At 72.1% G+C, this 23,214-nt stretch carries 24 protein-coding genes; 11 read left to right on the top strand and 13 right to left on the bottom strand.

Going from position 1 to position 23,214, the window contains the following annotated elements:
- The first annotated feature begins 67 nt into the window (after positions 1-67).
- The 3 genes from ACBJ59_RS07325 to ACBJ59_RS07315 are packed head-to-tail and all read left to right on the top strand — an operon-like array spanning position 68 to position 2,020.
- Positions 68-916, top strand: coding sequence for a glycosyltransferase family 2 protein (locus ACBJ59_RS07325; RefSeq protein WP_375109370.1), 849 nt, complete (start codon positions 68-70; stop codon positions 914-916).
- Complete coding sequence (locus tag ACBJ59_RS07320; RefSeq protein WP_375109369.1) at positions 909-1,805, top strand: glycosyltransferase family 2 protein; 897 nt, start codon at positions 909-911, stop codon at positions 1,803-1,805. The genes ACBJ59_RS07325 and ACBJ59_RS07320 overlap by 8 nt, the downstream gene beginning before the upstream one ends.
- Before the next feature lie 20 nt (positions 1,806-1,825).
- A complete protein-coding gene (locus ACBJ59_RS07315; protein ID WP_364134888.1) occupies positions 1,826-2,020 on the top strand; it encodes a DUF2795 domain-containing protein in 195 nt (64 codons plus the stop codon).
- Positions 2,021-2,113: 93 nt separating this feature from the next.
- On the opposite strand, the gene ACBJ59_RS07310 is transcribed toward ACBJ59_RS07315, so the two are convergent.
- The 10 genes from ACBJ59_RS07310 to ACBJ59_RS07265 form a co-directional block, all read right to left on the bottom strand.
- A complete protein-coding gene (locus ACBJ59_RS07310) occupies positions 2,114-3,262 on the bottom strand; it encodes an NAD(P)/FAD-dependent oxidoreductase (RefSeq protein WP_375109368.1) in 1,149 nt (382 codons plus the stop codon).
- Positions 3,263-3,335: 73 nt separating this feature from the next.
- Positions 3,336-4,496, bottom strand: a complete 1,161-nt coding sequence (locus ACBJ59_RS07305; protein ID WP_375109367.1) for a prephenate dehydrogenase — start codon at positions 4,494-4,496, stop codon at positions 3,336-3,338.
- A 96-nt stretch (positions 4,497-4,592) separates the two neighbouring features.
- Positions 4,593-4,952 carry a chorismate mutase gene (gene aroH / locus ACBJ59_RS07300; protein WP_364118642.1) on the bottom strand — a complete coding sequence of 120 codons (360 nt, stop codon included), beginning with the start codon at positions 4,950-4,952 and terminating at the stop codon, positions 4,593-4,595.
- A gap of 72 nt (positions 4,953-5,024) precedes the next feature.
- The gene (locus ACBJ59_RS07295; RefSeq protein ID WP_364118640.1) at positions 5,025-5,888 is read right to left on the bottom strand and encodes a pseudouridine synthase; all 864 of its coding nucleotides are present in this window, start codon (positions 5,886-5,888) and stop codon (positions 5,025-5,027) included.
- A gap of 1,073 nt (positions 5,889-6,961) precedes the next feature.
- Complete coding sequence (scpB, locus tag ACBJ59_RS07290; protein ID WP_364118670.1) at positions 6,962-7,513, bottom strand: SMC-Scp complex subunit ScpB; 552 nt, start codon at positions 7,511-7,513, stop codon at positions 6,962-6,964.
- A 433-nt stretch (positions 7,514-7,946) separates the two neighbouring features.
- Positions 7,947-8,765, bottom strand: coding sequence for a segregation and condensation protein A (locus ACBJ59_RS07285; protein ID WP_375109366.1), 819 nt, complete (start codon positions 8,763-8,765; stop codon positions 7,947-7,949).
- Complete coding sequence (locus ACBJ59_RS07280; RefSeq protein WP_375109532.1) at positions 8,762-9,697, bottom strand: ParA family protein; 936 nt, start codon at positions 9,695-9,697, stop codon at positions 8,762-8,764. Before ACBJ59_RS07280 ends, ACBJ59_RS07285 begins: the two co-directional genes overlap by 4 nt.
- Before the next feature lie 123 nt (positions 9,698-9,820).
- A complete protein-coding gene (locus ACBJ59_RS07275; protein ID WP_375109365.1) occupies positions 9,821-10,726 on the bottom strand; it encodes a site-specific tyrosine recombinase XerD in 906 nt (301 codons plus the stop codon).
- A gap of 15 nt (positions 10,727-10,741) precedes the next feature.
- Complete coding sequence (locus ACBJ59_RS07270; protein ID WP_375109364.1) at positions 10,742-11,353, bottom strand: NUDIX domain-containing protein; 612 nt, start codon at positions 11,351-11,353, stop codon at positions 10,742-10,744.
- Positions 11,350-13,014, bottom strand: a complete 1,665-nt coding sequence (locus ACBJ59_RS07265; protein WP_375109363.1) for a CTP synthase — start codon at positions 13,012-13,014, stop codon at positions 11,350-11,352. The genes ACBJ59_RS07270 and ACBJ59_RS07265 overlap by 4 nt, the downstream gene beginning before the upstream one ends.
- A 131-nt stretch (positions 13,015-13,145) precedes the next feature.
- Here ACBJ59_RS07265 and ACBJ59_RS07260 point away from each other — a divergent pair, with 131 nt between their 5' ends.
- From ACBJ59_RS07260 to ACBJ59_RS07250, 3 genes are all read left to right on the top strand, one after another.
- Positions 13,146-13,769, top strand: coding sequence for an acyltransferase (locus ACBJ59_RS07260; RefSeq protein WP_375109362.1), 624 nt, complete (start codon positions 13,146-13,148; stop codon positions 13,767-13,769).
- Between the two features lie 94 nt (positions 13,770-13,863).
- On the top strand, positions 13,864-14,988 hold the full coding sequence (locus tag ACBJ59_RS07255) for an NAD(P)H-dependent flavin oxidoreductase (RefSeq protein WP_375109361.1): 1,125 nt from the start codon (positions 13,864-13,866) through the stop codon (positions 14,986-14,988).
- Positions 14,989-15,038: 50 nt separating this feature from the next.
- Positions 15,039-15,797: a GntR family transcriptional regulator gene (locus ACBJ59_RS07250; protein ID WP_375109360.1), complete on the top strand. Its 759-nt coding sequence runs from the start codon at positions 15,039-15,041 to the stop codon at positions 15,795-15,797.
- Here ACBJ59_RS07250 and ACBJ59_RS07245 read toward each other — a convergent pair.
- Positions 15,775-18,135, bottom strand: a complete 2,361-nt coding sequence (locus ACBJ59_RS07245) for an FAD-dependent oxidoreductase (RefSeq protein ID WP_375109359.1) — start codon at positions 18,133-18,135, stop codon at positions 15,775-15,777. The genes ACBJ59_RS07250 and ACBJ59_RS07245 overlap by 23 nt on opposite strands.
- Positions 18,136-18,204: 69 nt before the next feature.
- Here ACBJ59_RS07245 and ACBJ59_RS07240 point away from each other — a divergent pair, with 69 nt between their 5' ends.
- Both ACBJ59_RS07240 and ACBJ59_RS07235 read left to right on the top strand, forming a co-directional pair.
- Positions 18,205-19,110: a phosphotransferase gene (locus ACBJ59_RS07240; RefSeq protein ID WP_375109358.1), complete on the top strand. Its 906-nt coding sequence runs from the start codon at positions 18,205-18,207 to the stop codon at positions 19,108-19,110.
- Between the two features lie 4 nt (positions 19,111-19,114).
- Positions 19,115-19,720: a DUF4126 domain-containing protein gene (locus tag ACBJ59_RS07235; protein WP_375109357.1), complete on the top strand. Its 606-nt coding sequence runs from the start codon at positions 19,115-19,117 to the stop codon at positions 19,718-19,720.
- A gap of 166 nt (positions 19,721-19,886) precedes the next feature.
- On the opposite strand, the gene ACBJ59_RS07230 is transcribed toward ACBJ59_RS07235, so the two are convergent.
- Positions 19,887-20,702, bottom strand: coding sequence for an alpha/beta fold hydrolase (locus ACBJ59_RS07230; RefSeq protein ID WP_375109356.1), 816 nt, complete (start codon positions 20,700-20,702; stop codon positions 19,887-19,889).
- Positions 20,703-21,479 carry a glucose 1-dehydrogenase gene (locus ACBJ59_RS07225; RefSeq protein WP_375109355.1) on the bottom strand — a complete coding sequence of 259 codons (777 nt, stop codon included), beginning with the start codon at positions 21,477-21,479 and terminating at the stop codon, positions 20,703-20,705.
- 135 nt (positions 21,480-21,614) lie between these two features.
- On the opposite strand from ACBJ59_RS07225, the gene ACBJ59_RS07220 reads away from it, so the two are divergent.
- The 3 genes from ACBJ59_RS07220 to ACBJ59_RS07210 all read left to right on the top strand — a co-directional run bounded on the left by ACBJ59_RS07220 (position 21,615) and on the right by ACBJ59_RS07210 (position 23,211).
- Positions 21,615-22,220, top strand: a complete 606-nt coding sequence (locus ACBJ59_RS07220; protein ID WP_375109354.1) for a hypothetical protein — start codon at positions 21,615-21,617, stop codon at positions 22,218-22,220.
- A gap of 191 nt (positions 22,221-22,411) precedes the next feature.
- On the top strand, positions 22,412-22,792 hold the full coding sequence (locus tag ACBJ59_RS07215; protein WP_375109531.1) for a helix-turn-helix transcriptional regulator: 381 nt from the start codon (positions 22,412-22,414) through the stop codon (positions 22,790-22,792).
- A 5-nt stretch (positions 22,793-22,797) separates the two neighbouring features.
- Complete coding sequence (locus ACBJ59_RS07210; RefSeq protein WP_375109353.1) at positions 22,798-23,211, top strand: VOC family protein; 414 nt, start codon at positions 22,798-22,800, stop codon at positions 23,209-23,211.
- Positions 23,212-23,214 lie beyond the last annotated feature (3 nt).

Below are 23,214 nucleotides of genomic sequence, written 5' to 3'. Positions count from 1 at the left end.
CCCCTCCCACCGGCCCGTCAACGGCCGCGGGAGGACTAAGAGCTGCCCGCCCGGTAAGTGACACGGTGTGAAGAACGGAGCCCGCGTCACGGTGGTGGTGGCGAGCAAGGACCGCCTTCGGGCGCTGACCCGCTCGCTCCCCCTGCACCCGCGCCCGGTGATCCTCGTGGACAACGGCTCCACCGACGGGACCGCCGTATTCGTCCGCCGCCACTTCCCCGACGTCCACGTGGTCGAGGCGGGCCGGAACCTGGGCGCCCCCGCCCGCAACATCGGCGTCCAGATGGCCGAGACGCCGTACGTCGCCTTCGCCGACGACGACTCCTGGTGGGCGCCGGACGCCCTGGAGCGGGCCGCCGACGTGCTGGACGCCCATCCCCGCCTGGCGGTGCTGGGCGCGCGCGTGCTGGTGGGGCCGGAGGAGCGGCTGGACCCGGTGTCGGAGCTGATGCGCGACTCCCCGCTCGGCGTCGAGCCGGACCTGCCGGGGCCGAGTGTGCTGGGGTTCCTGGCCTGCGGGGCGGTGGTGCGCAAGGAGGCGTTCCTGGAGGCGGGCGGGTTCGACGACGTGATCTTCTTCTTCGGCGAGGAGGAGCGGCTGGCCATGGACCTGGCCGCGAAGGGGTGGGGGCTGGCGTACGTGGACGACGTGGTGGCCCACCACCATCCCTCGCCGGCCCGGGACCCGCGCGGCAGGCAGGTCCTGGCCGCCCGCAACGCCGTGCTCACAGCGGTGCTGCGCCGCCCCTGGCGGGTGGTGGCGCGGCGCTCGTTCGAGGCGCTGCGCGGCGGGCCCGCGGGCTGGGAGGGGCTGCGTACCGCCGTGCGGAGGCTGCCGCGGGCGCTGGCCGAGCGGCGCGGGCTGCCGGTCTCGGTGGAGCGCGCGCGGCGCAGGCTGGAGCGTACCGGTGGCTGATCAGCGCGTGGGAGCCGTCGTGATCACCTGGAACCGGCGCGAGGAGGTGCTCACCTCGCTGGGCAGGCTGCTGGCGCTGCCGGAGCGGCCCCAGGTGGTGCTGGTGGACAACGGCTCGGACGACGGCACCGCTCAGGCCGTCGCGGCCGCCTATCCCGAGGTGGACGTGGTCGCGCTCGACGAGAACCTGGGCGCCGTGGGGCGGAACGTGGGGGTGGAGCGGCTGCGCACGCCGTACGTGGCCTTCGCCGACGACGACACCTGGTGGGCGCCGGGCTCGCTGGCGCGGGCCGCCGACGTGCTCGACGCGCATCCCCGGCTGGCCGTCGTCACGGCCCGCATCCTGACCGAGCCGGGCGGGCGCGACGACCCGATCGTGGCCGAGCTGCGGGACTCACCCGTACGCGGCCCCGCCTGGCTGCCCGGCCCCGCGCTCGGCAGCTTCCTGGCGGGCGCCTCGGTGCTGCGGCGGGAGGCGTTCCTGGAGTGCGGGGGCTTCGACCGGCGGCTGTGGCTGGGCGGTGAGGAGGAGCTGCTCGCCGTGGACCTGGCCACGGCCGGGTGGGAGCTGTGCTACCTGGCGGAGCTGACCGTGCACCACCAGGCCTCCAAGCAGCGCGACGCGCACGCCAGGCGCCGGGTGGGGCTGCGGAACACGCTCTGGTTCACCTGGCTGCGGCGGCCGGTCCCGGCGGCGCTGCGGCGTACCCTGCGACTGGCGGCGACCGTGCCGCGCGACCGCGTCTCGGCGCTGGCGGCCCTGGACGCCCTGCGCGGCCTGCCGTGGGTGCTGGCCGAGCGGCGGCGCGTACCGCCGCGGGTGGAGGCCCGGCTGGCGAGCCTGGAGGCGTCGCAGGCCAACTCGCGGGCGCGCCGTTACGTCTCGTGAACGCGGGGCAGCAGGCAGGTATGAGTACTGCACCCAACCCGATCGACCTGCAGAAGCATCTGAGCGGGGTCGACTACCCGGCCACCAAGGACGATCTGATCAAGGCAGCTCGCGAGCACAACGCGGGCAACGACATAGTCCAGGCCCTGGAGGCCATGCCCGACCGCCGCTACGACGGCCCGAACGCCGTCAGCGAGGCGGTCACGAAACGCTGATCCGTGGGGAGCACGGCGGGCGGGACCACCGGTCCCGCCCGCCGCGCTGTCTGCCGCCCATGAGGGCCCTCATGAAGGCCCTCATGAGGGCCCTCATGAGGGCAGGGCGCTCAGCGCGAACGCCCGCACGGGCACCAGCCCCCGCTTGAGCAGCCGGAACATCGGTATCGGGCTGCTGCTCACCGTCTCCTTGTAGAAGACGGCCGCCCGCCCGGTCAGGTACCACCTGCGCGGGCTGTCGTCCGGCCGGGTGAACTGGATGACCGCGTCCCCGCGTCCCAGGCTGACCGGCTGGTGGAAATATCCGAACTTGAAGGGCCTCGGCGCCTTCCCGCGCAACGTGTCGGCCAGCGAGTCGGCGGCGTGCAGGCCGGTGGGGATGCCGCCCTGGCAGGTGCCGTGCATGACGCCGAACTTCTGGCTGACGGCGGCGGCGTCGCCGACGGCGTACACGTCGGGGTGGGAGACCGAGCGCAGCGTGGAGTCCACCACGATCCGGTCGCGGGCGTCGACGCTCAGTCCCGACCCGGCGGCCACGGGCAGCCCCCTGGTGCCGGTGGTCCAGAGCGTGGCGTCGGAGTGGAGGAGCTCGCCGCCGGCGAGCTCGACGCCGTCCGGCAGGACCTTGGTGATGTCCACGCCGCTGCGGACCTCCACGCCGAGCCGCTCCAGCGCCGCGTCCAGGTACGCGCGGGCGCCCCGGCCCATCATCGAGCCCGGCCGGCCCCTGGTCAGCAGGATGACGCGCAGGTGCGGGCGGGTCTCGGCCAGCTCGGTCGCCGACTCGATGCCGGTCAGCCCGCCCCCGGCCACGATCACCGTGCCGCGGGTCAGGGTGTCGAGATGCTTCGAGAGCCGTACGGCGGCCGCGTGGTCGTCGTAGGAGTAGGCGTGCTCGGCGACACCGGGGACGGAGACGTCGGTGACGGTGCCGAGTGCGTAGATCAGCTTGTCGTAGCCGAGCGTCCGCCCGTCGTCGAGCCGCACCTCGCGCCGCTCGGGATCGACCGCGCTCACCCGGCCCTGGACGAACGCGATGCCGGTGCCGGCCACCACCTCGTCCAGCGGGTGGTCGGCCAGCCGCTGCCCCGCCGCCGTCTGGTGCAGGCGCAGCCGCTCGGTGAACCTCGGCGACGCGTTGACCAGCGTCACCTTGCCGCCGGTGCGGCGGGTCCTGCGGGCGACCCGGATGGCCGCCATGACGCCCGTGTAGCCTGCGCCGAGTACCAGGATGTCAGTCATCTTCCGTACCTCCTCGATTCGACCTGCAGACGGATCGAGGAGGCGCGGATGTGACATCAGGCCCCGAGTATTTTCAGGGAACCTGCCAGCCCCGCTCGCGCAGGGCCTCGGTGAGCGTCGTGGCGGCGTCGGGCTCGACCGACAGCTCGGCGATGCCCAGGGGCAGGCCGGGGGCGTGCTCCAGGCGTACGTCCTCGACGTTGACCCCCACCTCGTCGCAGACCTGGAACAGCCGGGCGAGCTGGCCGGGGCGGTCGCCGATGACCACCTGGACGGCGGCGTAGTCGGAGGCGGGGCCGCCGTGCTTGCCGGGGATGCGGTCGTGGCCGGCCACGCCGCGCTTGAGGAGCTGGGTGAGCTCGCCGGTGGCGGTGCCGTCGCCCTCCGCCAGAGCACGCAGCGCGCTGGCGGCGTCGGCCAGGTCGTTGGCCACGGCCTCCAGCACCTCGGCCACCGGGGAGGCGTTGCCGGACAGGATGCCCAGCCACAGGCTCGGGTCGCTGCCCGCGATCCGCGTGACGTCGCGTACGCCCTGTCCGGCCAGCCCGAGCGCCACGTCGGTGGCGTCGGCCAGGCGGGCGGCCACGGCGGAGGCGGCCACGTGCGGCGCGTGGGAGACCACGGCGACGGCGCGGTCGTGGTCGACCGCGCTCACCTCGACCGCGTTGGCCCCGCACAGCTCGATCAGCCGCAGCACGGCCGCCTTCGCCTCGGGGTCGGACTCCTCGGTGGGGCACAGCGCCCACGGCCGCCCGAGGAACAGGTCCTCCCTCGCGGCCCCGGGCCCGGACTTCTCGCGCCCGGCCAGCGGGTGGGAGGCCACGTAGGCGGACAGGTCGCAGCCGAGCTGCGCGGCCCGGTGGATGGGCTCCGCCTTCACGCTGGCGACGTCGGTGTAGAAGCGGGCCGCGTCCATCCGCTGCAGCTCCAGCAGCTCGGTGGCCACGTGGGCGGGGGGCACCGCGATGATCGCGAGGTCCACCCGCTCTGCCGGCTGCGCGGCGGGGCTGATATCGGAGTCCGTGGCCGGATTTGCGGCGGGATTTGCGGCGGGATTTGCGGCGGGATTTATGGCTGGGGCCCACTCCTCGCCCGCGCCGAGCTCCCGTGCCAGCCGTACGGCTCCCTGGTCGCGGTCGGCGAGCAGCACGCGCACGCCCCGCTTGCGCAGCGCCAGAGCAGCGGAGGTGCCGATGAGACCGGTGCCGACGACGAGCACGGTGCGAAGTTCCATCTCGATGTCCTGATTTATCGGGCGATACGGATGCTGGAGTGTTGCACGGCCGACTTGCCGGTCGCTTACTTACTAGGCTTACCTGCTCGGGCTCGCTTATTGGGCGATGTCCTGGCGCAGCGCCACCGCGCCCCGCAGATAGACGTGCTGGATCTCGGAACGCGGCCGGTCGGTCTCCACGTGGGCCATGAGGCGTACGACGCGGGGCAGCGCCCCCGGCACGTCGATCTCGGTGCAGCAGATCAGCGGCACCTCGTGGAAGCCCAGTTTGCGCGCGGCGAGGGCCGGGAACTCGGCCGTCAGGTCGGGCGTGGCGGTGAACAGCACGCTGATCACGTCGTCGGGGGTCAGGCTGTTGCGCTCCATGATCGCGCTGACCAGCTCGGTCGTGCCCGAGATGACCGAGTCGCGGTCGTTGGCGTCCACCTGGATCGCCCCACGGATCGCCCGCACCATGTGGTTCGTTCCCCTCTTATAACCGGGAGAGCCCGTGCGGAGGTTCCGCACGGGCTCCTGCGTCCGGCCAGATTACAGCTTCACGGCCGCGTACAGCTCGCCGACTTCCTTCAAGCTCAGCGCCCTGACGGTGCCCGGCTTGGTCCGGCCGAGCTTCACCGGCCCGAACTCGATCCTGGCCAGGTCGATCACCCGGTGACCGGCCTCCTCCAGCATCCGCCTGACGACGTGCTTGCGGCCCTCGTGCAGCACCACCTCGACCAGCGCCTGCTGGCCGTGCTCGTGCACGATGGCGAAGCTGTCGGCCCTGGCGATGCCGTCCTCCAGCTCGATGCCCTGCTTGAGGCGGCGCCCCAGGTCGCGCGGGATCGGCCCCGGCACCTTGGCCCAGTATTTCTTCTGCACGCCGTAGCTCGGGTGCGTCAGCCTGTTGGCCAGCTCACCGTCGTTGGTGAGCAGCAGCAGGCCCTCGGTCTCGGTGTCGAGCCGGCCCACGTGGAACAGCCTCGGCGCCAGCTCCTCGACGTAGTCGGCCAGGCACGGCCGCCCCTGCGGGTCGTCCATCGTGGAGACCACGCCGATGGGCTTGTTCAGGGCGTAGTAGACCAGGTCGGGCGCGGTCGGGATGCGCTTGCCGTCCACGTGGATGACCTGGGCGGCCGGGTCCACCTTGGCGCCGAACCTGCGTACGACCTGCCCGTTGACGGTGACGCGGCCGTCGCCGATCATCTCCTCGCAGGCCCTGCGGCTGGCCACGCCCGCCTGGGCGAGGACCTTCTGCAGGCGTACGCCGCCGGGGACCTCGGTGGTGTCGCGCTCGTCGGTGTAGCCCTCGGGGTAGAAGTTACGGTCGCGCAGGGGCTGCCTGGCAGCCTTCACCCGGTCGTGCTGCGGGCTCCCGTAGCTCTCGCGCCTGCCGCCACCGACGGTCTGCACGTCGTCGCGGCGCGGCGTACGGGGTGCGCGCCGGTCACCGCCGCCCTGCCGGGCACCGCGATCGTCGCCGTCCCGCCTGCCGTACCGGGACCTGGTCGAGCCCGCGCTCCCGGGAGCGGCATCCTCCCGGCGCCCGCTCCGCCCGGCCCGGAACCCGCCACGCTCCTCACGCGCCTCGCCCCGGAACCCACCGCGATCGTCACGGGACTCGGGACGGAACCCGCCACGCTCACCGCGCGCCTCGCCCCGGAACCCACCGCGATCATCACGGGACTCGGGACGGTAGCCGCCCCGCTCGTCCCCACGGGGCCGCTCACCACGGGCCCGCTCACCACGGCCGTACCGGTCCTCACGGCCGTAGCGGCCGCTGTCCCGGCCCTCGCGACCGTAGGCGCCCTCACGGTCACCACGACCGAAACGGGAGCCCTCACGCTCGCCCCTGGACCGCTCACCACCACGGTCGAAACCACGATCGGCCCCACGATCGGGCCCACGGTCGAAACCGCGGCCCCGGTCGCTGCTCCGGTCGCTGCTCCGGTCGCTGCTCCGGTCGCTGCTCCGGTCGCTGCTCCGGTCGCTGCTCCGGTCGCTGCTCCGGTCGCTGCTCCAGGAACTACCACGCTCACCACGCGAGAACCGCTCCTCACGCGGATAGCGGCCGCCGCTACTGCTGCCGCCACTGCCGCCACGGCTGTCGTTGTCGCCGTCCCGCCTGCCGAACCGAGCCCGGGATCCGCCCCGGTCGGCGCGCAGGGAGTCACGTGAGGTGCGCTCACGGAAGTCGTTGTCACGGCGGGGCCCACCGCGGAAATCGCCGTCACGGCGAGGCCCGGAGTCCCTTCGCCCGGCCCCACCACGGAAGTCGTCATCCCGGCGGGGGCCACCACGGGAGTCGTCGTCACGGCGGAAACCGCCACGAGGGTCGTCGTCACGGCGAGGGCCGCCACGGGAATCGTCGCGACGGAAACCGCCGCGCGTGTCGTCGGAACGGAAGGCGGGACGCCCGCTGCGGCCGGAGCCGCCGGTACGCCCACGACCGCGTCCATCACCGGACGGGGTGCTGCGCCTGTTGATCACTTTGTTGTCTCCTCGAGATTTTCCAGGTCGTCGGGGAGGAAGGGCGCGAGCTCGGGGAGCTCGCTCAGATCCCGCAGTCCCAGACGTTCAAGGAAGTATGAGCTTGTCCGGTAGAGCACTGCCTGGCTCTCCGGGTCGGTGCCGGCCTCCTCGACCAGCCCCCTGGCGACGAGCGTCCGCATGACGCCGTCGCTGTTGACGCCGCGCACGGCGGCGACGCGGGCACGGCTCACCGGTTGCCGGTAAGCCACGACCGCGAGTGTTTCCAGCGCGGCCTGGGTCAGCCGCGTCTGCTGGCCGTCGCGTACGAACCGCTCGACCAGTTGCGCACAGTCGGCACGCGTGTAGAACCGCCAGCCGCCCGCAACTTCTCGCAAGTCAAAACCCCGCCCGGCAGCGGTATATTCCGCAGCCAGGCCACGCAGAGCCGCACCCACCTCATGGGTGGGCCGCTCCAGCACCTGAGCCAGGGTCACCTCGGCGACGGGCTCGTCGACCACCAGCAGGATAGCCTCCAACGCCGCCCCCAGCGTCGGCCCCTCCCCCACCGCCCCCTCACCGTGCCCCTGAGCCCCGTCCTCCGTGTCCTCAACGTCAGCCACGCCGACCGCCGCACGCGTTGCGCCGAGCTCCGCCGCACCACGCCCCACCGACCCGGCGCCCGAAGGCCCCGAGCCGGGCGCGTCGTCCGCAGGATCGTCCGCCGCGGCACCCTCGCCCGCGGCACCCTCGCCCGCGGAGTCCTCGCCCGCGGAGTCCTCGCCCGCAGCACTCTCGGCCGCGGCGTCCTCGGCCGCGTCTGTCCCGCCGGGCTCCCCCGGCCCAAACGCCGCCACGTCCTCCCCCGACGGCACCTCATCGGCCGGGGCGTCCTCCACATGGGGGGCGCCCGGCTGGACGAGGGAGCCCGGGAGGGTCATCCAGGCGGGCAGCGGCGGCTGCGAATCCGGTGACCTGCGGGGGTTGGGCAGCGGGTTGTCGTCAGTCATCAGATGGTTTCTCCGCCGATTCCTCGTAGTCGTCGCCCACCGCGACATCCCCGTCGTCGGTCCCCGTCCAGGTCACGTGCAGATCCCCCAGCGGCTCGACCTGCTCGAACGTCACTGCCGACTCCCGGAACAGCTCCAGCACGGCCAGGAACCGCGCGATGACCTCGAAGGTCCCCTCGCAGTCGGAGACCAGCGCGCGGAAGGTGGCCCGCCGGAGCCGGCGCAGGTGCATGACCAGGATCGCCGCCTGCTCCTTGACGCTGGCCAGCGGCTGGTAGATGTGCCCCACGCTCACCGTGGGCGGCAGCTTCGGGATGAAGGCCTTGGCCGCGATCCGGGCGAGCTGCTCGGGCCCGATCCCGAGGATCAGCTCGGGCAGCAGGCTGGCGAACTGCTCCTCCATCCGCACGGTACGCGGGAAGCGCAGCGCCTCCTCCGCCATCCGCCCGGCGAAGACTTTCGCCACCTCTTTGTACGCCTTGTACTGCAGCAACCGGGCGAACAGCAGGTCCCTGGCCTCCAGCAGCGCCAGGTCCTCCTCGTCCTCCACCTCGCCGGACGGCAGCAGCCGGGCCGCCTTCAGGTCCAGCAGGGTCGCCGCCACCAGCAGGAAGTGGCTGGTCTGGTCGAGGTCCCACTCGGGGCCCCGAGACCGGATGTACGCGATGAACTCGTCGGTGACCTTGGAGAGCGAGACCTCGGTGATGTCCAGCTTGTGCTTGGCGATGAGGCCGAGGAGCAGGTCGAACGGACCCTCGAAGACGTCCAGGTGAACCTGGAAGCCCTGAGGTGAGGTCTGCTCTGCGGTCACCTGGCCATTGTCGCAGGCGCCGGCCAGCGCGACAGCACTTCGCGGGCCAGCTCACGATAGGCGTTGGCGCCCAGGGAGGACGGGTCGAACGTGGTGATCGGCTCGCCGGCCACCGTGGCGTCGGGGAAGCGGACCGTACGGTTGATCACGGTGTGGAACACCTTGTCGCCGAACGCCTCCACCACCCGGGCCAGCACCTCGCGCCCGTGCAGCGTGCGGGCGTCGTACATGGTGGCGAGCAGCCCCTCGATCTCGAGCTCCTCGTTGAGCCGCTCCTGCACCTTGGAGATGGTGTCCATGAGCAGCGCCACGCCGCGCAGGGCGAAGAACTCGCACTCCAGCGGCACCATCACGCCGTGCGCGCAGGTCAGCGCGTTGATGGTGAGCAGGCCCAGCGACGGCTGGCAGTCGATGAGGCACACGTCGTAGTGCGGCAGCAGCGGCTTGATCACGCGCCCGAGCACCTGCTCGCGGGCGACCTCGGTGACGAGCTGCACTTCCGCGGCCGACAGGTCGATGTTGCTCGGCAGCAGGTCGAGCCCCTCGACGCCGGTCTCGAGCAGCACGTCCTCGGCGGTGACGTTGCGCTCCATCAGCAGGTTGTAGACGGTCAGGTCGAGCTGGAGCGGGTTGATGCCCAGGCCGACGGACAGCGCCCCCTGCGGGTCGAAGTCGACGAGCAGCACCTTGAGGCCGCATTCGACGAGGGCGGCCCCCAGGTTGATGGTGGTCGTGGTCTTGCCGACGCCACCTTTCTGGTTGACCATCGCGACCACGCGCGCCGGGCCGTGCACCGCCGGGGGCACCGGCTCCGGGAACACGGGTCTGGGTCGCTGCGTGGGACCCAGATTGACGCCGTTCGAAGGCGCGTTGGTCTTCGTGTCGCCCCAGGGGTTGTCGGGGGTCCCCGGGGTCGAACCCTTGGTCGTCACAGTCACCAGCTCGAACCTCCCTGACGATCCCGAACCGGACCGTCCGGACGGACACTATGGCGTCACCACTTAACGCGGCAAGGCGGCACGCCGAGGGCGGCGCACGTCCCAAAAGACTATAGATCACTGCCGGGCACGCGGATGCGCGGCGGCATAGACCTCGCGGAGCTTGTCGACCGTCACCAGCGTGTAGACCTGAGTGGTCGTCACAGAGGCGTGGCCGAGCAACTCCTGAACCACCCTAACGTCCGCCCCGCCGTCCAAAAGGTGAGTTGCGAAGGAATGCCGGAGTACGTGCGGGCTTATCCCGTCGAGTCCGGCGCGTTCGGCGGCGGCCTGGAGCACCTCCCAGGCTCCCTGCCTGGTCAGCCGCCCGCCGCGGGCGTTGAGGAAGACCGCGGGGGTGCCGCGGCCGTGGGCGAGCAGGCCGGGCCGGGCCCGCACGAGGTACGCGTCCAGCGCCGACCGGGCATAGCGCCCCAGCGGCACCACCCGCGTACGGGCGCCCTTGCCCCGCAGCCGCACCTGGTCGTCCTCCAGGTCGTCCACGGCCAGCCCGACGGCCTCGGAGATGCGGGCGCCGGTGCCGTACAGGACCTCCAGCAGGGCGCGGTTGCGCAGCGTGAGGGGGGCGCCGTCGGGGCCGGAGGCGGCGATGAGGCGCTCGACCTCGTCCACGCCGATGGGCTTGGGGAGCCTGCGGAGCTGGCGCGGCGGGCGTACCTCGTGGGCGGGGTCGTGGGCCGTGACGCCTTCGCGCAGGGCGAAACGGTGCAGCCCGCGTACGGCGGAGACGGCGCGGGCGGCGGAGCTGGCGACGAGCGCGGGGTGTTCCCCGTCGCCCTCGCGCAGCGCGGCGAGGAAGGCCAGCACGTCGGCCTCCCCCACCTCGTCGAGCTCCAGGCGCCCGCGCGCCTGGAGGTGCTCGAAGTATCGGCAAAGGTCACGACGGTAGGACGCGAGCGTGTTGGCAGCCAGGCCCCGTTCCACCGCCAGATGGGCGAGGTAGCTGGAGAGCACTGCCTCCACGAACTGGTCCTTCCGTCACGCCTCCGGGGCGTCGGCGGGGCGCAACAGGGCCAACCCCTCAACCGAAGCCGCATATGCGGCGAGGATACCGGCCACGGTCGAGGAATTGTGGATCATTCCCATGAGTGCCTTCTCGACCGCGTCGGCCAGAGGGACCCATTCGACCGGCATGTCGATCTCCTCGTGCCGGTGCACGAAGCCGTTCTCCGCGTCGGGGATCCTGGTCAGGCCGCGGGCGAGGAACACGCGTACGCGCTCGTCGGTCATGCCCGGCGAGGAGCGCAGATCGACCAGCGTGTGCCACGTGTCGGCGCGGTATCCGGCCTCCTCGGCGAGCTCGCGGGCGGCGGTGGTGACGAGCGGTTCGCCCGCCACGTCGCGGATCCCGGCCGGCAGCTCCCACATCAGGTGGCGGGTGGGATGGCGGTACTGCCTGATCATCAGGACCCGGTCGCGGTCGTCGAGCGCGAGCACGGCGACGGCTCCGGGGTGCACGACGTAGTCGCGCTCGGCGACCTCGTCACGCGGCATCCTGACGGTGTCGGTGACCACGTCGATGATGTGGCCCTTGAACCGAGGTCTCGATTCGACCACGTCCCACGCCTCGGGCGTGTCTTCGATCCTCACGGCCCCACCTTGGCGCTCACGCGGCTGTCGGCGTAGGCCAGGGCGGCGCTGACGAGACCCTTGAACATCGGGTTGGCCCTCGTGGGGCGGGAGCGGAACTCGGGATGCGCCTGGGTGCCGATGAAGAAGGGGTGGACGTCGATGGGCAGCTCGGTGTATTCGACCAGGCGGCCGTCGGGCGACAGGCCGGAGAAGACCAGCCCGACCTTCTCGAGCCGCTCGCGGTAGGCGTTGTTGACCTCGTAGCGGTGGCGGTGGCGCTCGTCGGCCTTGGCCTTGCCGCCGTAGAGGTGCCGGGCGAGGGTGCCCTCGCCGAGCTTGGCGGTGTAGCTGCCCAGGCGCATCGTGCCGCCCATGTCGCGCTCGCCGGCGACGACGTCCTCCTGGTCGGCCATGGTGGAGATGACGGGGTGCTTGGTGTCGGGGTCGAACTCGGCGGAGTTGGCGTCCTCGATGCCGGCCATGTTGCGGGCGGCCTCGATGACCATGCCCTGCATGCCGAGGCAGATGCCGAGCAGCGGGATCTTGCCCTCCCGGGCGTGGCGGATGGCGCCGATCTTGCCCTCGATGCCGCGTACGCCGAAGCCGCCGGGGATCAGCACGCCGTCCACGCCGTCGAGCTCGCGCTCGGCGCCGTCGGGGGTCTCGCAGTCGTCGCTCTTGACCCAGCGGATGTTGACGCGCGCGTCGTTGGCGAACCCGCCGGCGCGCAGCGCCTCGGTGACCGACAGGTACGCGTCCGGCAGGTCGATGTATTTCCCGACCAGCGCGATGGTGACCTCCTTCGCCGGCCGGTGCACCCGGCGCAGGAGCTGCTCCCACTCCTTCCAGTCCACGTCGCGGAAGGGCAGGCCGAGCCGGCGCACCACGTAGGCGTCGAGCCCCTCGGTGTGGAGCACCTTCGGGATGTCGTAGATCGAGGCGGCGTCCACGGCGGAGACGACGGCGTCCTCGTCGACGTCGCACATCAGGCTGATCTTGCGCTTGATCGCCGTCTGCACGGGCCGGTCGGACCGCAGCACGATCGCGTCCGGCTGGATGCCGATGCTGCGCAGCGCCGCCACGCTGTGCTGGGTCGGCTTGGTCTTGAGCTCCCCGGACGGCCCGATGTACGGCAGCAGGGAGACGTGCAGGAAGAACACGTTGTCGCGCCCGACCTCGTGCCTGATCTGCCGCACGGCCTCCAGGAAGGGCAGCGACTCGATGTCGCCCACCGTGCCGCCGACCTCGGTGATGACCACGTCCACGTCAGGACCGGCCATGCCCCGGATCCGGTCCTTGATCTCGTTGGTGATGTGCGGGATGACCTGGACGGTGTCGCCCAGGTATTCGCCCCGCCGCTCCTTGGCGATGACGTTGGAGTAGACCTGCCCGGTGGTCACGTTGGCCGAGCCGTGCAGGTGGGTGTCGAGGAACCGCTCGTAGTGGCCGACGTCGAGGTCGGTCTCGGCACCGTCGTCGGTGACGAACACCTCGCCGTGCTGGAACGGGTTCATGGTGCCGGGGTCGACATTGAGGTAAGGGTCGAGCTTCTGCATGGTGACCCTGAGACCGCGCCCTTTGAGCAGGCGACCGAGGCTGGATGCCGTGAGCCCCTTGCCGAGACTGGAGGCGACACCGCCGGTGACGAACAGATGCTTGGTTTGCGATGCGCTGCGCAAAGGGGCTCCCGTGGCTCGAGGTGTGGTCGAAGTGTCCACGGGCTCTCAGGATATCAAACAACGCCCCTCACATGCCCGAACGGCATGACCTAGCGGTAACTTTGGTGCTTATGTCACTAGTACGTCGGGCTTTGGGCACATTGATTCACCGTGCCTACACGGCGATCCGGCACGCCGGTGCGATCACTCCGGCCGCTCCCGCCGGTTACCGGTTCCGCCGGCTCGGCGACGGGGTCAGCATCGCCTTCCCTCCTGGCGCGATCTTCGGCGAGCAGTGGATCGAGATCGGCGAACACACGCTCATCGGCGAGCGGGTGTCGCTCTCGTGCGGCATGATGCCGGGCCCGGACCTCGGCCCCTCCTCCATCCTGCGCATCGGCGGGAGCTGCTCGATCGGCAGGGGCTCGCACATCGTGGCCCACCAGTCGATCGACATCGGCGACGACGTCTTCACCGGCCCGTACGTGTACATCACGGACCAGAACCACGTCTACGACGACCCGGACATCCCGATCGGCAGGCAGTGGCCGCGCAACAGCCCGGTCGCCATCGGCTCCGGCTCGTGGCTGGGCGCGGGCGCCATCATCCTGCCGGGCACCACGCTGGGCCGGCAGTGCGTCGTGGCGGGCGGGGCGGTGGTGCGCGGCACGTTCCCCGACCACAGCGTGGTCGCCGGGGTGCCGGCCAGGCGGGTCCGCGGCTACACGCCCGAGCTGGGCTGGCACGCGCCCGTCGCGATGGACGCGGCCACCTGAGACGGCCCCCGCCCGGCGCGGCGGACGCGGCCACCTGAGACGGCTTGCCGGACAGGGATGGACCGAACAAGGTTCTGACCGTTAGCGTCGGGTCATGCGGACCGCCATATGTGAGCGTTTGGGGATCGAGTTCCCGCTGTTCGCCTTCAGCCACTGCCGCGACGTGGTGGCCGCAGTCACGAACGCGGGCGGGTTCGGGGTGCTGGGCGCGGTGGCGTACTCACCCGACCAGCTCGACACGGAACTGACCTGGCTGGACGCGCGGGTGGGCGGCCGGCCGTACGGCGTGGACGTGCTCGTACCGGGGAAGATCGACGCCTCCGCGCTCGACCGGCGCGCGCACCTCATGGACTCCGTCCCGGACCGGCACCGGGACTTCGTCACGCACCTGCTGGCCAAGTACGGCGTGAGCGCCCCCGGGCAGCCGCTGACGGCGGCGGCGGACGAGCTCGGCCGGCGCGTGACGGCGAGCGGGGCGACGGGGCTGATCGACGTGGCGCTCAAGCACCGGATGGGGCTGATCGCCAGCGCCCTGGGGCCGCCCCCGCCGGAGATGGTGACCCGGGCCAGGGAGGCGGGCGTGCCGGTGGCCGCGCTGGTCGGCACGGTCGAGCACGCCCGCAGGCAGGTGGCGGCGGGCGCGGACCTCATCGTGGCGCAGGGCACCGAGGCGGGCGGGCACACCGGCGAGATCTCCACGATGGTGCTGGTGCCGCAGGTCGTGGACGCGGTCGCCCCGGTCCCGGTGCTGGCGGCGGGCGGGATCGCGTCCGGGCGGCAGATGGCGGCGGCCATGGCGCTCGGCGCGGAGGGCGTGTGGTGCGGCTCGGTCTGGCTCACGACCGAGGAGGCCGAGACCTCGCCCGCGGTCAAGCGCAAGATGCTGGCGGCCTCGTCGCTGGACACGGTCCGGTCGCGGTCCCGTACGGGCAAGCCGGCCCGGCAGCTCAAGTCGGCCTGGACCGAGGAATGGGACTCCGGCCAGGAGAGCCCGGGACCGCTGGGCATGCCGCTGCAGATGCTGGTGGCCGAGGGGGCGATGGCCCGCATCGTGGCGGCGGCGGAGAAGGGCGAGCCGGGCGCCGTGGAGCTGGCCAACTACTTCGTGGGGCAGGTCGTGGGCCAGCTCGACCAGGTCAGGCCGGCCAAGGACGTGGTCTACGACCTGATCGGCGAGTTCGGCGAGGCGGTGGAGCGGCTCCGGCGCCTGTCGGAGTGACCTGCCGCGGCGCCTGTCGGAGTGGCTCACCGGGCCGGTAGCCTGCGCGTGTGGTCGGGAACCCGCCTGAGCTGGAGCGTGGCACCGGCGTCCCCGCGCACGTGCAGATCGAGCGGTGGCTGCTGGAGTCGATCGCCGGCGGCGAGCTGGCGCCGGGCGACCGGCTGCCCGGCGAGCGGGAGCTGGCCGGGCGGCTCGGCGTGAGCAGGATGACGCTCAGGCAGGCGCTGTCCACGCTGGAGCGCGACGGCGTGCTGCTGCGGGTGCCCGGCAGGTCGGGCGGCGCGTTCGTGGCCGAGCCGCGCATCGAGTGCGACCTGACCGGGCTGGCCGGGTTCACCGAGCAGATGCGCCGCTCCCACCTGCGGGCCGAGGCGCGGATCTTGCGGGCCGCGACCGTGCCCGCGCCCGCGGCCGCGGCCAGGGCGCTGCGCGTCGAGCCGGGCTCGCCGGTGCACGAGGTGGCCCGGGTGCGCTCGGCGGGCCGCTCCCCCGTGGCGCTCGAACGCTCCTACTTCCCCGACCTGCCCGGCCTGCTCGGCCAGGACCTGACCGGCTCGCTCTACGCCCTGCTGGCCGCCCGCTACGACCTGGAGCCGCGCACGGCGGTCGAGCACCTCGACCCGGTGACCGCCCGGCCGGCCGAGGCCGCCGAGCTGGGCATCGAGCCCGGCACGCCGCTCATGCGGATCGAGCGCACCGCCTTCGCCGGCGACGGCACGCCGGTGGAGTACGCCCTCGACCTGTTCCGCCCCGACCGGGTCCGGATCTCGGTACGCAGCGGCGTCACGGGACCAGCGGCTCCTTGACCACGGTCCCCGGCACCCACACGCCCTCGATCTCGATCTCCACGTCGGCGCCCGGCTCGACCGGCAGGTAGGCGTAGGCGATGGAGCGCCGGGCGGTGTAGCCGTAGCCGCCCGAGGTGACCCGGGCCACCGTCCGCCCGTCGAGCCGCACGGGCTCGTTGCCGAGCGCGACCGCCGCCGGGTCGTGCAGCGTCACGCACCGCAGCCGCCGTTCGGGCGCGGGATCCAGGGCGTCCCTGCCCAGGAACTCCTTGTCGGGCTTGACGCAGAAGCCCAGCCCCGCCTCGTACGGCGTCGTCTCGGGCCCGAGGTCCGCGCCCCACACCCGGTAGCCCTTCTCCAGCCTGAGGCTGTCGATGGCCCGGTAGCCGCCCGCCACCAGCCCGTGCGGCCGGCCGGCCCGCCACAGTGCCTGCCAGAGCCCGAGGCCGTACTCGCTGGAGCAGTAGAGCTCCCACCCGTGCTCCCCCACGAACGTCACCCGCAGCGCCAGCACCGGCACGTCCCCCACGGTGAGCTCCCGTGACGACATGAACGGGAAGTCCAGCGGGTCGGGCGTCAATTCGGCCAGGACGTCGCGGGCGCGCGGTCCCCACAGGGCGAAGCAGGCGTACTGGCCGGTCACGTCGGCGATCCTGGCCTTCGAACCGGTGAGCGCGGCCTGCTTGCGCAGCCAGCCGAGGTCGTGGGAGCCGAACGCGGTGCCCGTGACGACGAGGAACTCCTCCTCGCCGCGCCGGGTGACGGTGAAGTCGCACTCGATGCCGCCGCGCCGGTTGAGCGCCTGCGTGTAGGTGACGGCGCCGACCTGCCGGGCGACCCGGTTGTCGCACACCCACTCCAGCAGCGCGGCGGCGTCCGGACCGGTGACCTCGATCTTGGCGAACGAGCTCTCGTCGAACAGCCCCGCCGTCGTGCGCGTGGCCCGGTGCTCGACCCCGATCGCGGGCGACCAGGCCCGCCCGGCCCAGCCCCGCGGCCGCTCGTCCTGGCCGTCCCCCTCGTTGGCGGCGTAGTGGTTGACCCGCTCCCACCCGGACTTCTCCCCGAATACGGCTCCGTGGGCGGCGTGCCAGGTGTAGGCGGGCGAGACCCGCAGCGGCCGGCCCGCCGACCGCTCGTGGCCGGGGTAGCGGATGTCGTAGTAGGTCTCGTAGTTCTCGACGGCCCGCTTGATCGTGTACGACGGCGAGCGGTACTGGCGGCCGAACCGGCGGATGTCCATGTGCCAGACGTCCATGCTGGGCTCGCCCTCGACGATCCACTCGGCCATGATCCGGCCGATGCCGCCCGCGCCCGCGATGCCGTGCGCGCAGAACCCGGCGGCGACGAAGAACCCGCCCACCTCCGTCTCCCCCAGGCAGAACTCGTTGTCCGGGGTGAACGCCTCCGGCCCGTTGATCAGCTTGCGGATGCCGACGTCGGCCATCGCGGGCACCCGCACCCTGGAGTTGTCGGAAATTTCCTCAAATCTGGGCCAGTCCTCGGCGAGCAGACGGCCGTTGAAGTCGGGCGGGACGGCGTCGAAGGAGTTCGGCCCGGCCGTCCAGGGGGCGCAGGTGCGCTCGTAGCCGCCCATGACCAGGCCCTGCACCTCCTGCCGGTAGTAGACGAGCAGGTCGGGGTCGCGCAGGGTGGGCAGGCCGGTGTGGTCGTGGAAGGCGTCGGTCACCACGTACTGGTGCGACATGGGCACGATCGGGACGCGTACCCCGGCCATGCGGCCGATCTCGGCCGCGAACATGCCGCCGCAGTTGACCACGATCTCGCAGTCGATGTCGCCCTGGTCGGTGCTGACCCCGGTGACCCGGCCGTTCGCCACCTTGATCCCGAGCACCCGGGTGCGGGTGCGCAGCCTCGCCCCGCCCTCGCGGGCGCGCGCGGCCAGGGCGTAGCACAGCTGGGAGGGGTCCACCTGCCCGTCCGTCGGCAGGTACGCCGCCCCCACCACCCCCGCCGGGTCCATGAGCGGGAACAGCTCCACCGCCTCGGCCACCGAGATCTCCTCCAGCGGCAGCCCGAACGTGCGCGCCCAGCCGATCTGCCGGCGGATCTCCGCCATCCGCTCGGGCGTGGCGGCCAGCTTGATGCCGCCGCACTCCGTCCACCCGGCGTCCAGGGTGCGGTAGAGCTCGACCGAGTACTGGTTCATCCTGGTCAGCGTGGGGTCGGCGCGCAGCTGCCCGACGAGCCCGGCGGAGTGGAAGGTGGAGCCGCTGGTGAGCTCGTCCCGCTCCAGCAGGACGACGTCGCGTTCGCCGAGTTGGGTGAGGTGGTAGGCGACGGACGCGCCGCCCACCCCGCCGCCGATGATCACGATCCGGGCCGAGTCGCTCATGCCCGCGAGGCTAACCGGCACGCCGCAAAAGGTCTAGACCGTTTAGGCCGGTGGCGCCTAGCATCGAGCATGGCCGCGCCCGAGGTCCTCGATCGCATCCCGCTGCTGTCCGGCCTGCCGCGCTCCGTGGAGGAGCTGCCCGGCGGGCTCACCAACCACAACTACAAGGTCACCACCCCTTCTGGCACGTACGTGGTGCGCGTGTCGGCCAGCGACGGCGCCCTGCTGGCCATCGACCGGGACGCCGAGCACGCCAACTCCATCGCGGCGGCGCGCGCCGGGGTCGGGGCGCCGGTGCACGACTACCTGCCCGGGCTCGGGGTGCTGGTGGTGGGATACCTGCCGGGGCGTACGTTCACGGAGGCCGACCTGCACGACCCGGCGAACCTGCCGCGGGTGGCGCGGGCCTGCCGCCGGCTGCACGCCGGGCCCCGGTTCGTCAGCGACTTCGACATGTTCGAGGTGCAGCGGCGCTATCTGGAGATCGTGCGCGAGCGGGGCTTCCGGCTGCCGCCGCGCTATCTGGACTTCCTGCCCGTCGTCGCCGACCTGCGCAAGTGCCTGGCCGTCCGGGACGAGGGGACGGTCCCCTGCAACAACGACCTGCTGCCCGGCAACATCCTCGACGACGGCGAGCGTCTGTGGCTGATCGACTACGAGTACGCCGGCAACAACGACGCCTGCTTCGAGCTCGGCAACATCTGGAGCGAGTCCGACCTGCCGCTCCACCACCTGGACGAGCTCGTCACCGCCTACTACGGCCGCCGGCTCCGCCACAAGATCGCCCGGGCGCGCCTGCTCGGCCTCATGTCCAAATACGGCTGGACCCTCTGGGCCTCCATCCAGGACGGCGCGAACGACACCATCGACTTCGACTTCTGGTCGTGGGGCATGGAGAAGTACGAGCGGGCGGTGGCCGAGTTCACCTCTTCCGGTCTGGCGGGCCTCATGGACGAGGCGGCCCGGGCAGACTAGGGGCATGCTCGCCGCATTGACCGGTCTGGGCCTGTCCACGGCCGCCGGGCTGAACGCGTACATCCCGCTCCTGGTCGTGGGCGTGCTCGCGAACCTCACCGACACCGTGCGACTGCCCGACGGCTACTCCTGGCTGTCGAACTGGGGCGTGCTCGCCGTGCTCGCGGTGCTGCTGATCGCCGAGATGGTCCTGGACAAGGTGCCCGCCGTCGACAGCGTCAACGACGCCATCCAGACCGTGGTGCGCCCGGCCTCGGGCGGGGTGGTCTTCTCGGCCACGAACGCCGCCGCCGAGTTCGAGAACTCGACGTGGATGACCGAGCACCCGTGGGCCGGCTGGCTGCTGGGGATCGTGGTGGCGCTGGCCGTGCACGCGATCAAGGCCACCGCCCGCCCGGTGATCAACGCGGGCACGGCTGGGGTCGGGGCGCCGGTCGTCAGCACGGCCGAGGACGCGGGAGCGCTCGGCATGAGCCTGATCGCGCTGTTCGCGCCCGTGCTGGTGATCGTCGCGTTGCTGCTGCTCGCGGTGCTGGCGTGGTGGCTGATCAGGCGGGTACGCCGCTTCCGGGCGCGCAGGAGGGCGGCCAGGGGTCACCCTCCAGGCTGACCCGCCATCCGCCTCCGGGCTGATCCGCCGCCGCCCGCGCCGGCCCTACGGTTGGGCCCGGGAAGCGAACACGAGGTAACGAAAAGACGTGTGAGCGTCTACGTGGCCCCCAACCCTGGCACGCTCACGCGGTTGGCGCCCGGCGGCCGTTCGGCCGCCGGGCCCTTCACAACCTGTCCAACCTGCCCAGCCAGCCCTCCAGGACCTGCACGAACTCGGCCGGCCGCTCCTCGTGCAGCCGGTGGCTCGACCCCTCCCAGCACACCACCTTGGACGCGGGGTCCTTGAGCAGCCCCGCCTCCCAGGCGGCCCGTCCCGGGTCGGCCCAGATCGACAGCACCGGGCACCGCCGGCGGGCCAGGTAGTCGTCGCTGACCGGGCGCACCCCGATGGCGCCGGGGGCGGTGAACATGGCCTCGAACGCCTGGACCAGGACGTGCGGCGGCATGCCGTGGAGCCTGCGCTTGTGCCAGCGCCTGATGACGGCGGGGGTGGCGGCGTTCGTGCACCACTCGTCGATCTGCTCGGCGGCGGCGTGGGCGTGCGGGCCGCGCAGGGCCGCGATCATCTGGGGGAAGCCGCCGGCGATCCGGTCCGTCATGCCGTAGCCGGGGTCGAGGGTGACCAGCGCGCGCACCCGTTCAGGGTGCTCGACGGCGAGGATGGACACCACCTGGCCGCCCATGGAGTGCCCGACGGCGACCACCTGGGGGAGGTCGAGGTGGCCGAGCAGGGCGTGCAGGTCCTCGGCCATCATGCGCGGGGTGTTGCCGGTCTCGGGGACCGAGGAGTAGCCGTGGCCGCGCAGGTCCACGGCGATCACCCGGTGCCGGGCGGCGAGCGCGTCGATGTGCCAGGACCACTGGTGCGAGTCGGTGCCCCAGCCGTGCACGAGCAGCAGCGGCGGCCCGTCGCCCGCGCCCGTACTGTGGTCGTCGGTGTAGAAGAGCCTGACGTCCGCGCCCACCTCCGCGTACGGCATCTATCCCGCGCTCCCCTCGGGGGCCGGCGGCGGGGGCAGCAGCGAGCCCTCGCCCGCCGTCCAGCCGCCGTCGATGGCCAGCTCGGCGCCGGTGACGTACGAGGCGGCGTCCGACAGCAGGAACACGATCGCCGCCGCCACCTCCTCCGGCTCGCCCCAGCGCCCGGCGGGGGCGAGGGAGAAGGTGCCCTCGCCCGACACGGCTCCGAGCGACTGCGTCATCGGGGTGACGATCATTCCGGGATGTACGGAGTTGACCCGGATGCGGTCCCGCCCGAACTCCAGCGCCGCGATCTTCGTCAGCCCGCGCACGCCCCACTTCGAGGCCCCGTAGCCGCCGGTCGCCGGCAGGGCGAACAGCCCGGCGACCGACGACAGGTTCACCACGGCCCCGCCGCCCGACCGGCGCATCGGCCCGACCACGGCCTTGAGGCCCAGGAAGGTGCCGACCAGGTTCACCTGGAGCACGCGCTCGAACTCCTCCAGCGGCTGCTGCTCGATCGTCAGCATGGTGGCGATGCCGGCGTTGTTCACCAGGCCGTCGAGCCGCCCGTACTCCTCCACGGTCTCGGCGACCACCGCCGCCCACGCGTCCTGGCTCGTCACGTCGTGCGCGATGAAGCGGGCGTCCAGCTCCTTGGCGGTGGCCGTACCCTCCTCCACCAACACGTCGGTGAGCACGACCCGGGCCCCCGCCGCGGCGCAGCGCCGGGCGGTGGCCGCTCCCATCCCCCTGGCGCCGCCCGTGATGATCACAACCTTGCCGTCAAGCACCATGTACGCCCTTTCCGGGGTGTTCTGCGAACATGTGAACTGAAACACAGCGCCCAGGTCCGATCAAGGGCTTGCTTGGGCATGCGCGCCGGAACCGCTCCGGCGGACTATCCTTCAAGGCATCGACGGCGAGTGGGGGTGGCGAAGATCGGCGAATTCCTGGTCATCGTGCTGGTGATCCTGGCTTTCCTCCTGCTCTTGGGCGGCGTGGGGATCTATGTGCTGGTCAAGCTGGGCAAGAAGGCCGCGGTGAAGGCCAAACAGGCCACCACGCGGCTCACCACGCACGTCAACGCGATGGGCACCGGAGACGCCGCCGAGGTCGAGCGCCTGCGGCTCGACCTGCGCCGCGAGGTGTCCCTCACCCGGCAGGCCGTCGAGCAGGCCCAGCGCCAGGGCTGGGGGCTGGGCGAGCTGCCGCGGCTGCTGGCCGACCTGACGGCCCAGGCCGACGTGCACGACGGGCAGCTCGGCATGTACGCCCAGCAGCGCCGCCTGTCCTCCTACGTCGACCACGCCACCCTCGACCGGCTCAGGGAGCACCAGGCCAAGCTGACGGCGATGTGCGCGCGCATCCGCGCCGACCTCCTCGGCGACCAGGTGCAGCACACCGCGACGGGCATCGCCGACCTCCACTCCCGCACGGACCTGGAGATCGAGGCCCGCCGCCGCGCCCCTGACCCGCTGGACGAGATCGACGAGCTCTACCGCCGTACGATGGAGGAGCGCAGGGACCTCCCCTGACCATAGATCGTGATGTCGATGCCCGCTGTGACGAATCGTGCGCCCTCGGCACCCCGTTCTCGCGGACGGGGGGCTTCCGGAAGGCGCGCTCTCGGACGACAGGGCCACGGCGATGGCGGCCGGCGTTGTGGGACGGTGGTCACGTGACGACGCTGGACGACCTGGTCCGGTTGCGCCGGGCGCGCGACACGATGGACCGCGACTACGCGCAGCCGCTCGACGTCCCGGCGCTGGCGAGCGTGGCCCTCATGTCGCCGGGCCACTTCTCCCGCAGCTTCCGCGCCGCCTTCGGGGAGACGCCCTACAGCTACCTGATGACCCGCCGGATCGAGCGGGCCAAGGCGCTGCTGCGGCGGGGCGACCTGTCGGTGACGGAGGTCTGCTTCGAGGTCGGCTGTACCTCGCTGGGGTCGTTCAGCTCGCGGTTCACCGAGCTGGTCGGCGAGAGCCCGAGCGCGTACCGTGCCCGCAACCATGACGACGGCGCCGCCATCCCGGCCTGCGTCGCCAAGATCTACACACGACCCGTCAGGAATGGAGCAGCAAAATCCGGCTCGCCGCCGATAGCGTGAAACCCATGGACATCAAGCTGCAACAGTGCTTCATCGCCGTCGACGACCACGACAAGGCGATCGCCTTCTACCGGGACGTTCTCGGCATGGAAGTGCGCGCCGACGTCGGGTTCGAGGGGATGCGCTGGGTGACGGTCGGCTCGCCGTCGCAACCGGACGTGAACATCGTCCTCGAACCACCCCTCGCCGACCCGAACGCCTCCCCCGCCGACGAGGAGGCCATGGCGGAGCTACTGGCCAAGGGCCTGCTGCGCGGCGTCATCTTCGAGACCGACGACTGCGACGCCACCTTCCGGCGCATCCAGGCGGCGGGGGGCGAGGTGCTGCAGGAGCCGGTCGACCAGCCGTACGGTGTCCGCGACTGCGCCTTCCGCGACCCCTCCGGCAACATGCTGCGCTTCAACCAGACCCGCAAGTAGCGG

Source organism: Nonomuraea sp. MTCD27 (assembly GCF_041950495.1).
Lineage (GTDB): Bacteria > Actinomycetota > Actinomycetes > Streptosporangiales > Streptosporangiaceae > Nonomuraea.
The sequence above is the reverse complement of the archived record's forward strand: the minus strand, read 5'-3'. Positions and strand labels throughout refer to the sequence as shown.

What these genes read in the sequence shown, in the direction of transcription:
- ACBJ59_RS07210 (WP_375109353.1), top strand. Translation starts at nt 22,798, where the DNA reads ATGGACATCAAGCTGCAACAGTGCTTCATCGCCGTCGACGACCACGAC.
- ACBJ59_RS07310 (WP_375109368.1), bottom strand. Translation starts at nt 3,262, where the DNA reads ATGACTGACATCCTGGTACTCGGCGCAGGCTACACGGGCGTCATGGCG.
- ACBJ59_RS07215 (WP_375109531.1), top strand. Translation starts at nt 22,412, where the DNA reads ATGGACCGCGACTACGCGCAGCCGCTCGACGTCCCGGCGCTGGCGAGC.
- ACBJ59_RS07240 (WP_375109358.1), top strand. Translation starts at nt 18,205, where the DNA reads ATGGCCGCGCCCGAGGTCCTCGATCGCATCCCGCTGCTGTCCGGCCTG.
- ACBJ59_RS07230 (WP_375109356.1), bottom strand. Translation starts at nt 20,702, where the DNA reads ATGCCGTACGCGGAGGTGGGCGCGGACGTCAGGCTCTTCTACACCGAC.
- ACBJ59_RS07245 (WP_375109359.1), bottom strand. Translation starts at nt 18,135, where the DNA reads ATGAGCGACTCGGCCCGGATCGTGATCATCGGCGGCGGGGTGGGCGGC.
- ACBJ59_RS07255 (WP_375109361.1), top strand. Translation starts at nt 13,864, where the DNA reads ATGCGGACCGCCATATGTGAGCGTTTGGGGATCGAGTTCCCGCTGTTC.
- ACBJ59_RS07225 (WP_375109355.1), bottom strand. Translation starts at nt 21,479, where the DNA reads ATGGTGCTTGACGGCAAGGTTGTGATCATCACGGGCGGCGCCAGGGGG.
- ACBJ59_RS07305 (WP_375109367.1), bottom strand. Translation starts at nt 4,496, where the DNA reads ATGGAACTTCGCACCGTGCTCGTCGTCGGCACCGGTCTCATCGGCACC.
- ACBJ59_RS07235 (WP_375109357.1), top strand. Translation starts at nt 19,115, where the DNA reads ATGCTCGCCGCATTGACCGGTCTGGGCCTGTCCACGGCCGCCGGGCTG.
- aroH (WP_364118642.1), bottom strand. Translation starts at nt 4,952, where the DNA reads ATGGTGCGGGCGATCCGTGGGGCGATCCAGGTGGACGCCAACGACCGC.
- ACBJ59_RS07315 (WP_364134888.1), top strand. Translation starts at nt 1,826, where the DNA reads ATGAGTACTGCACCCAACCCGATCGACCTGCAGAAGCATCTGAGCGGG.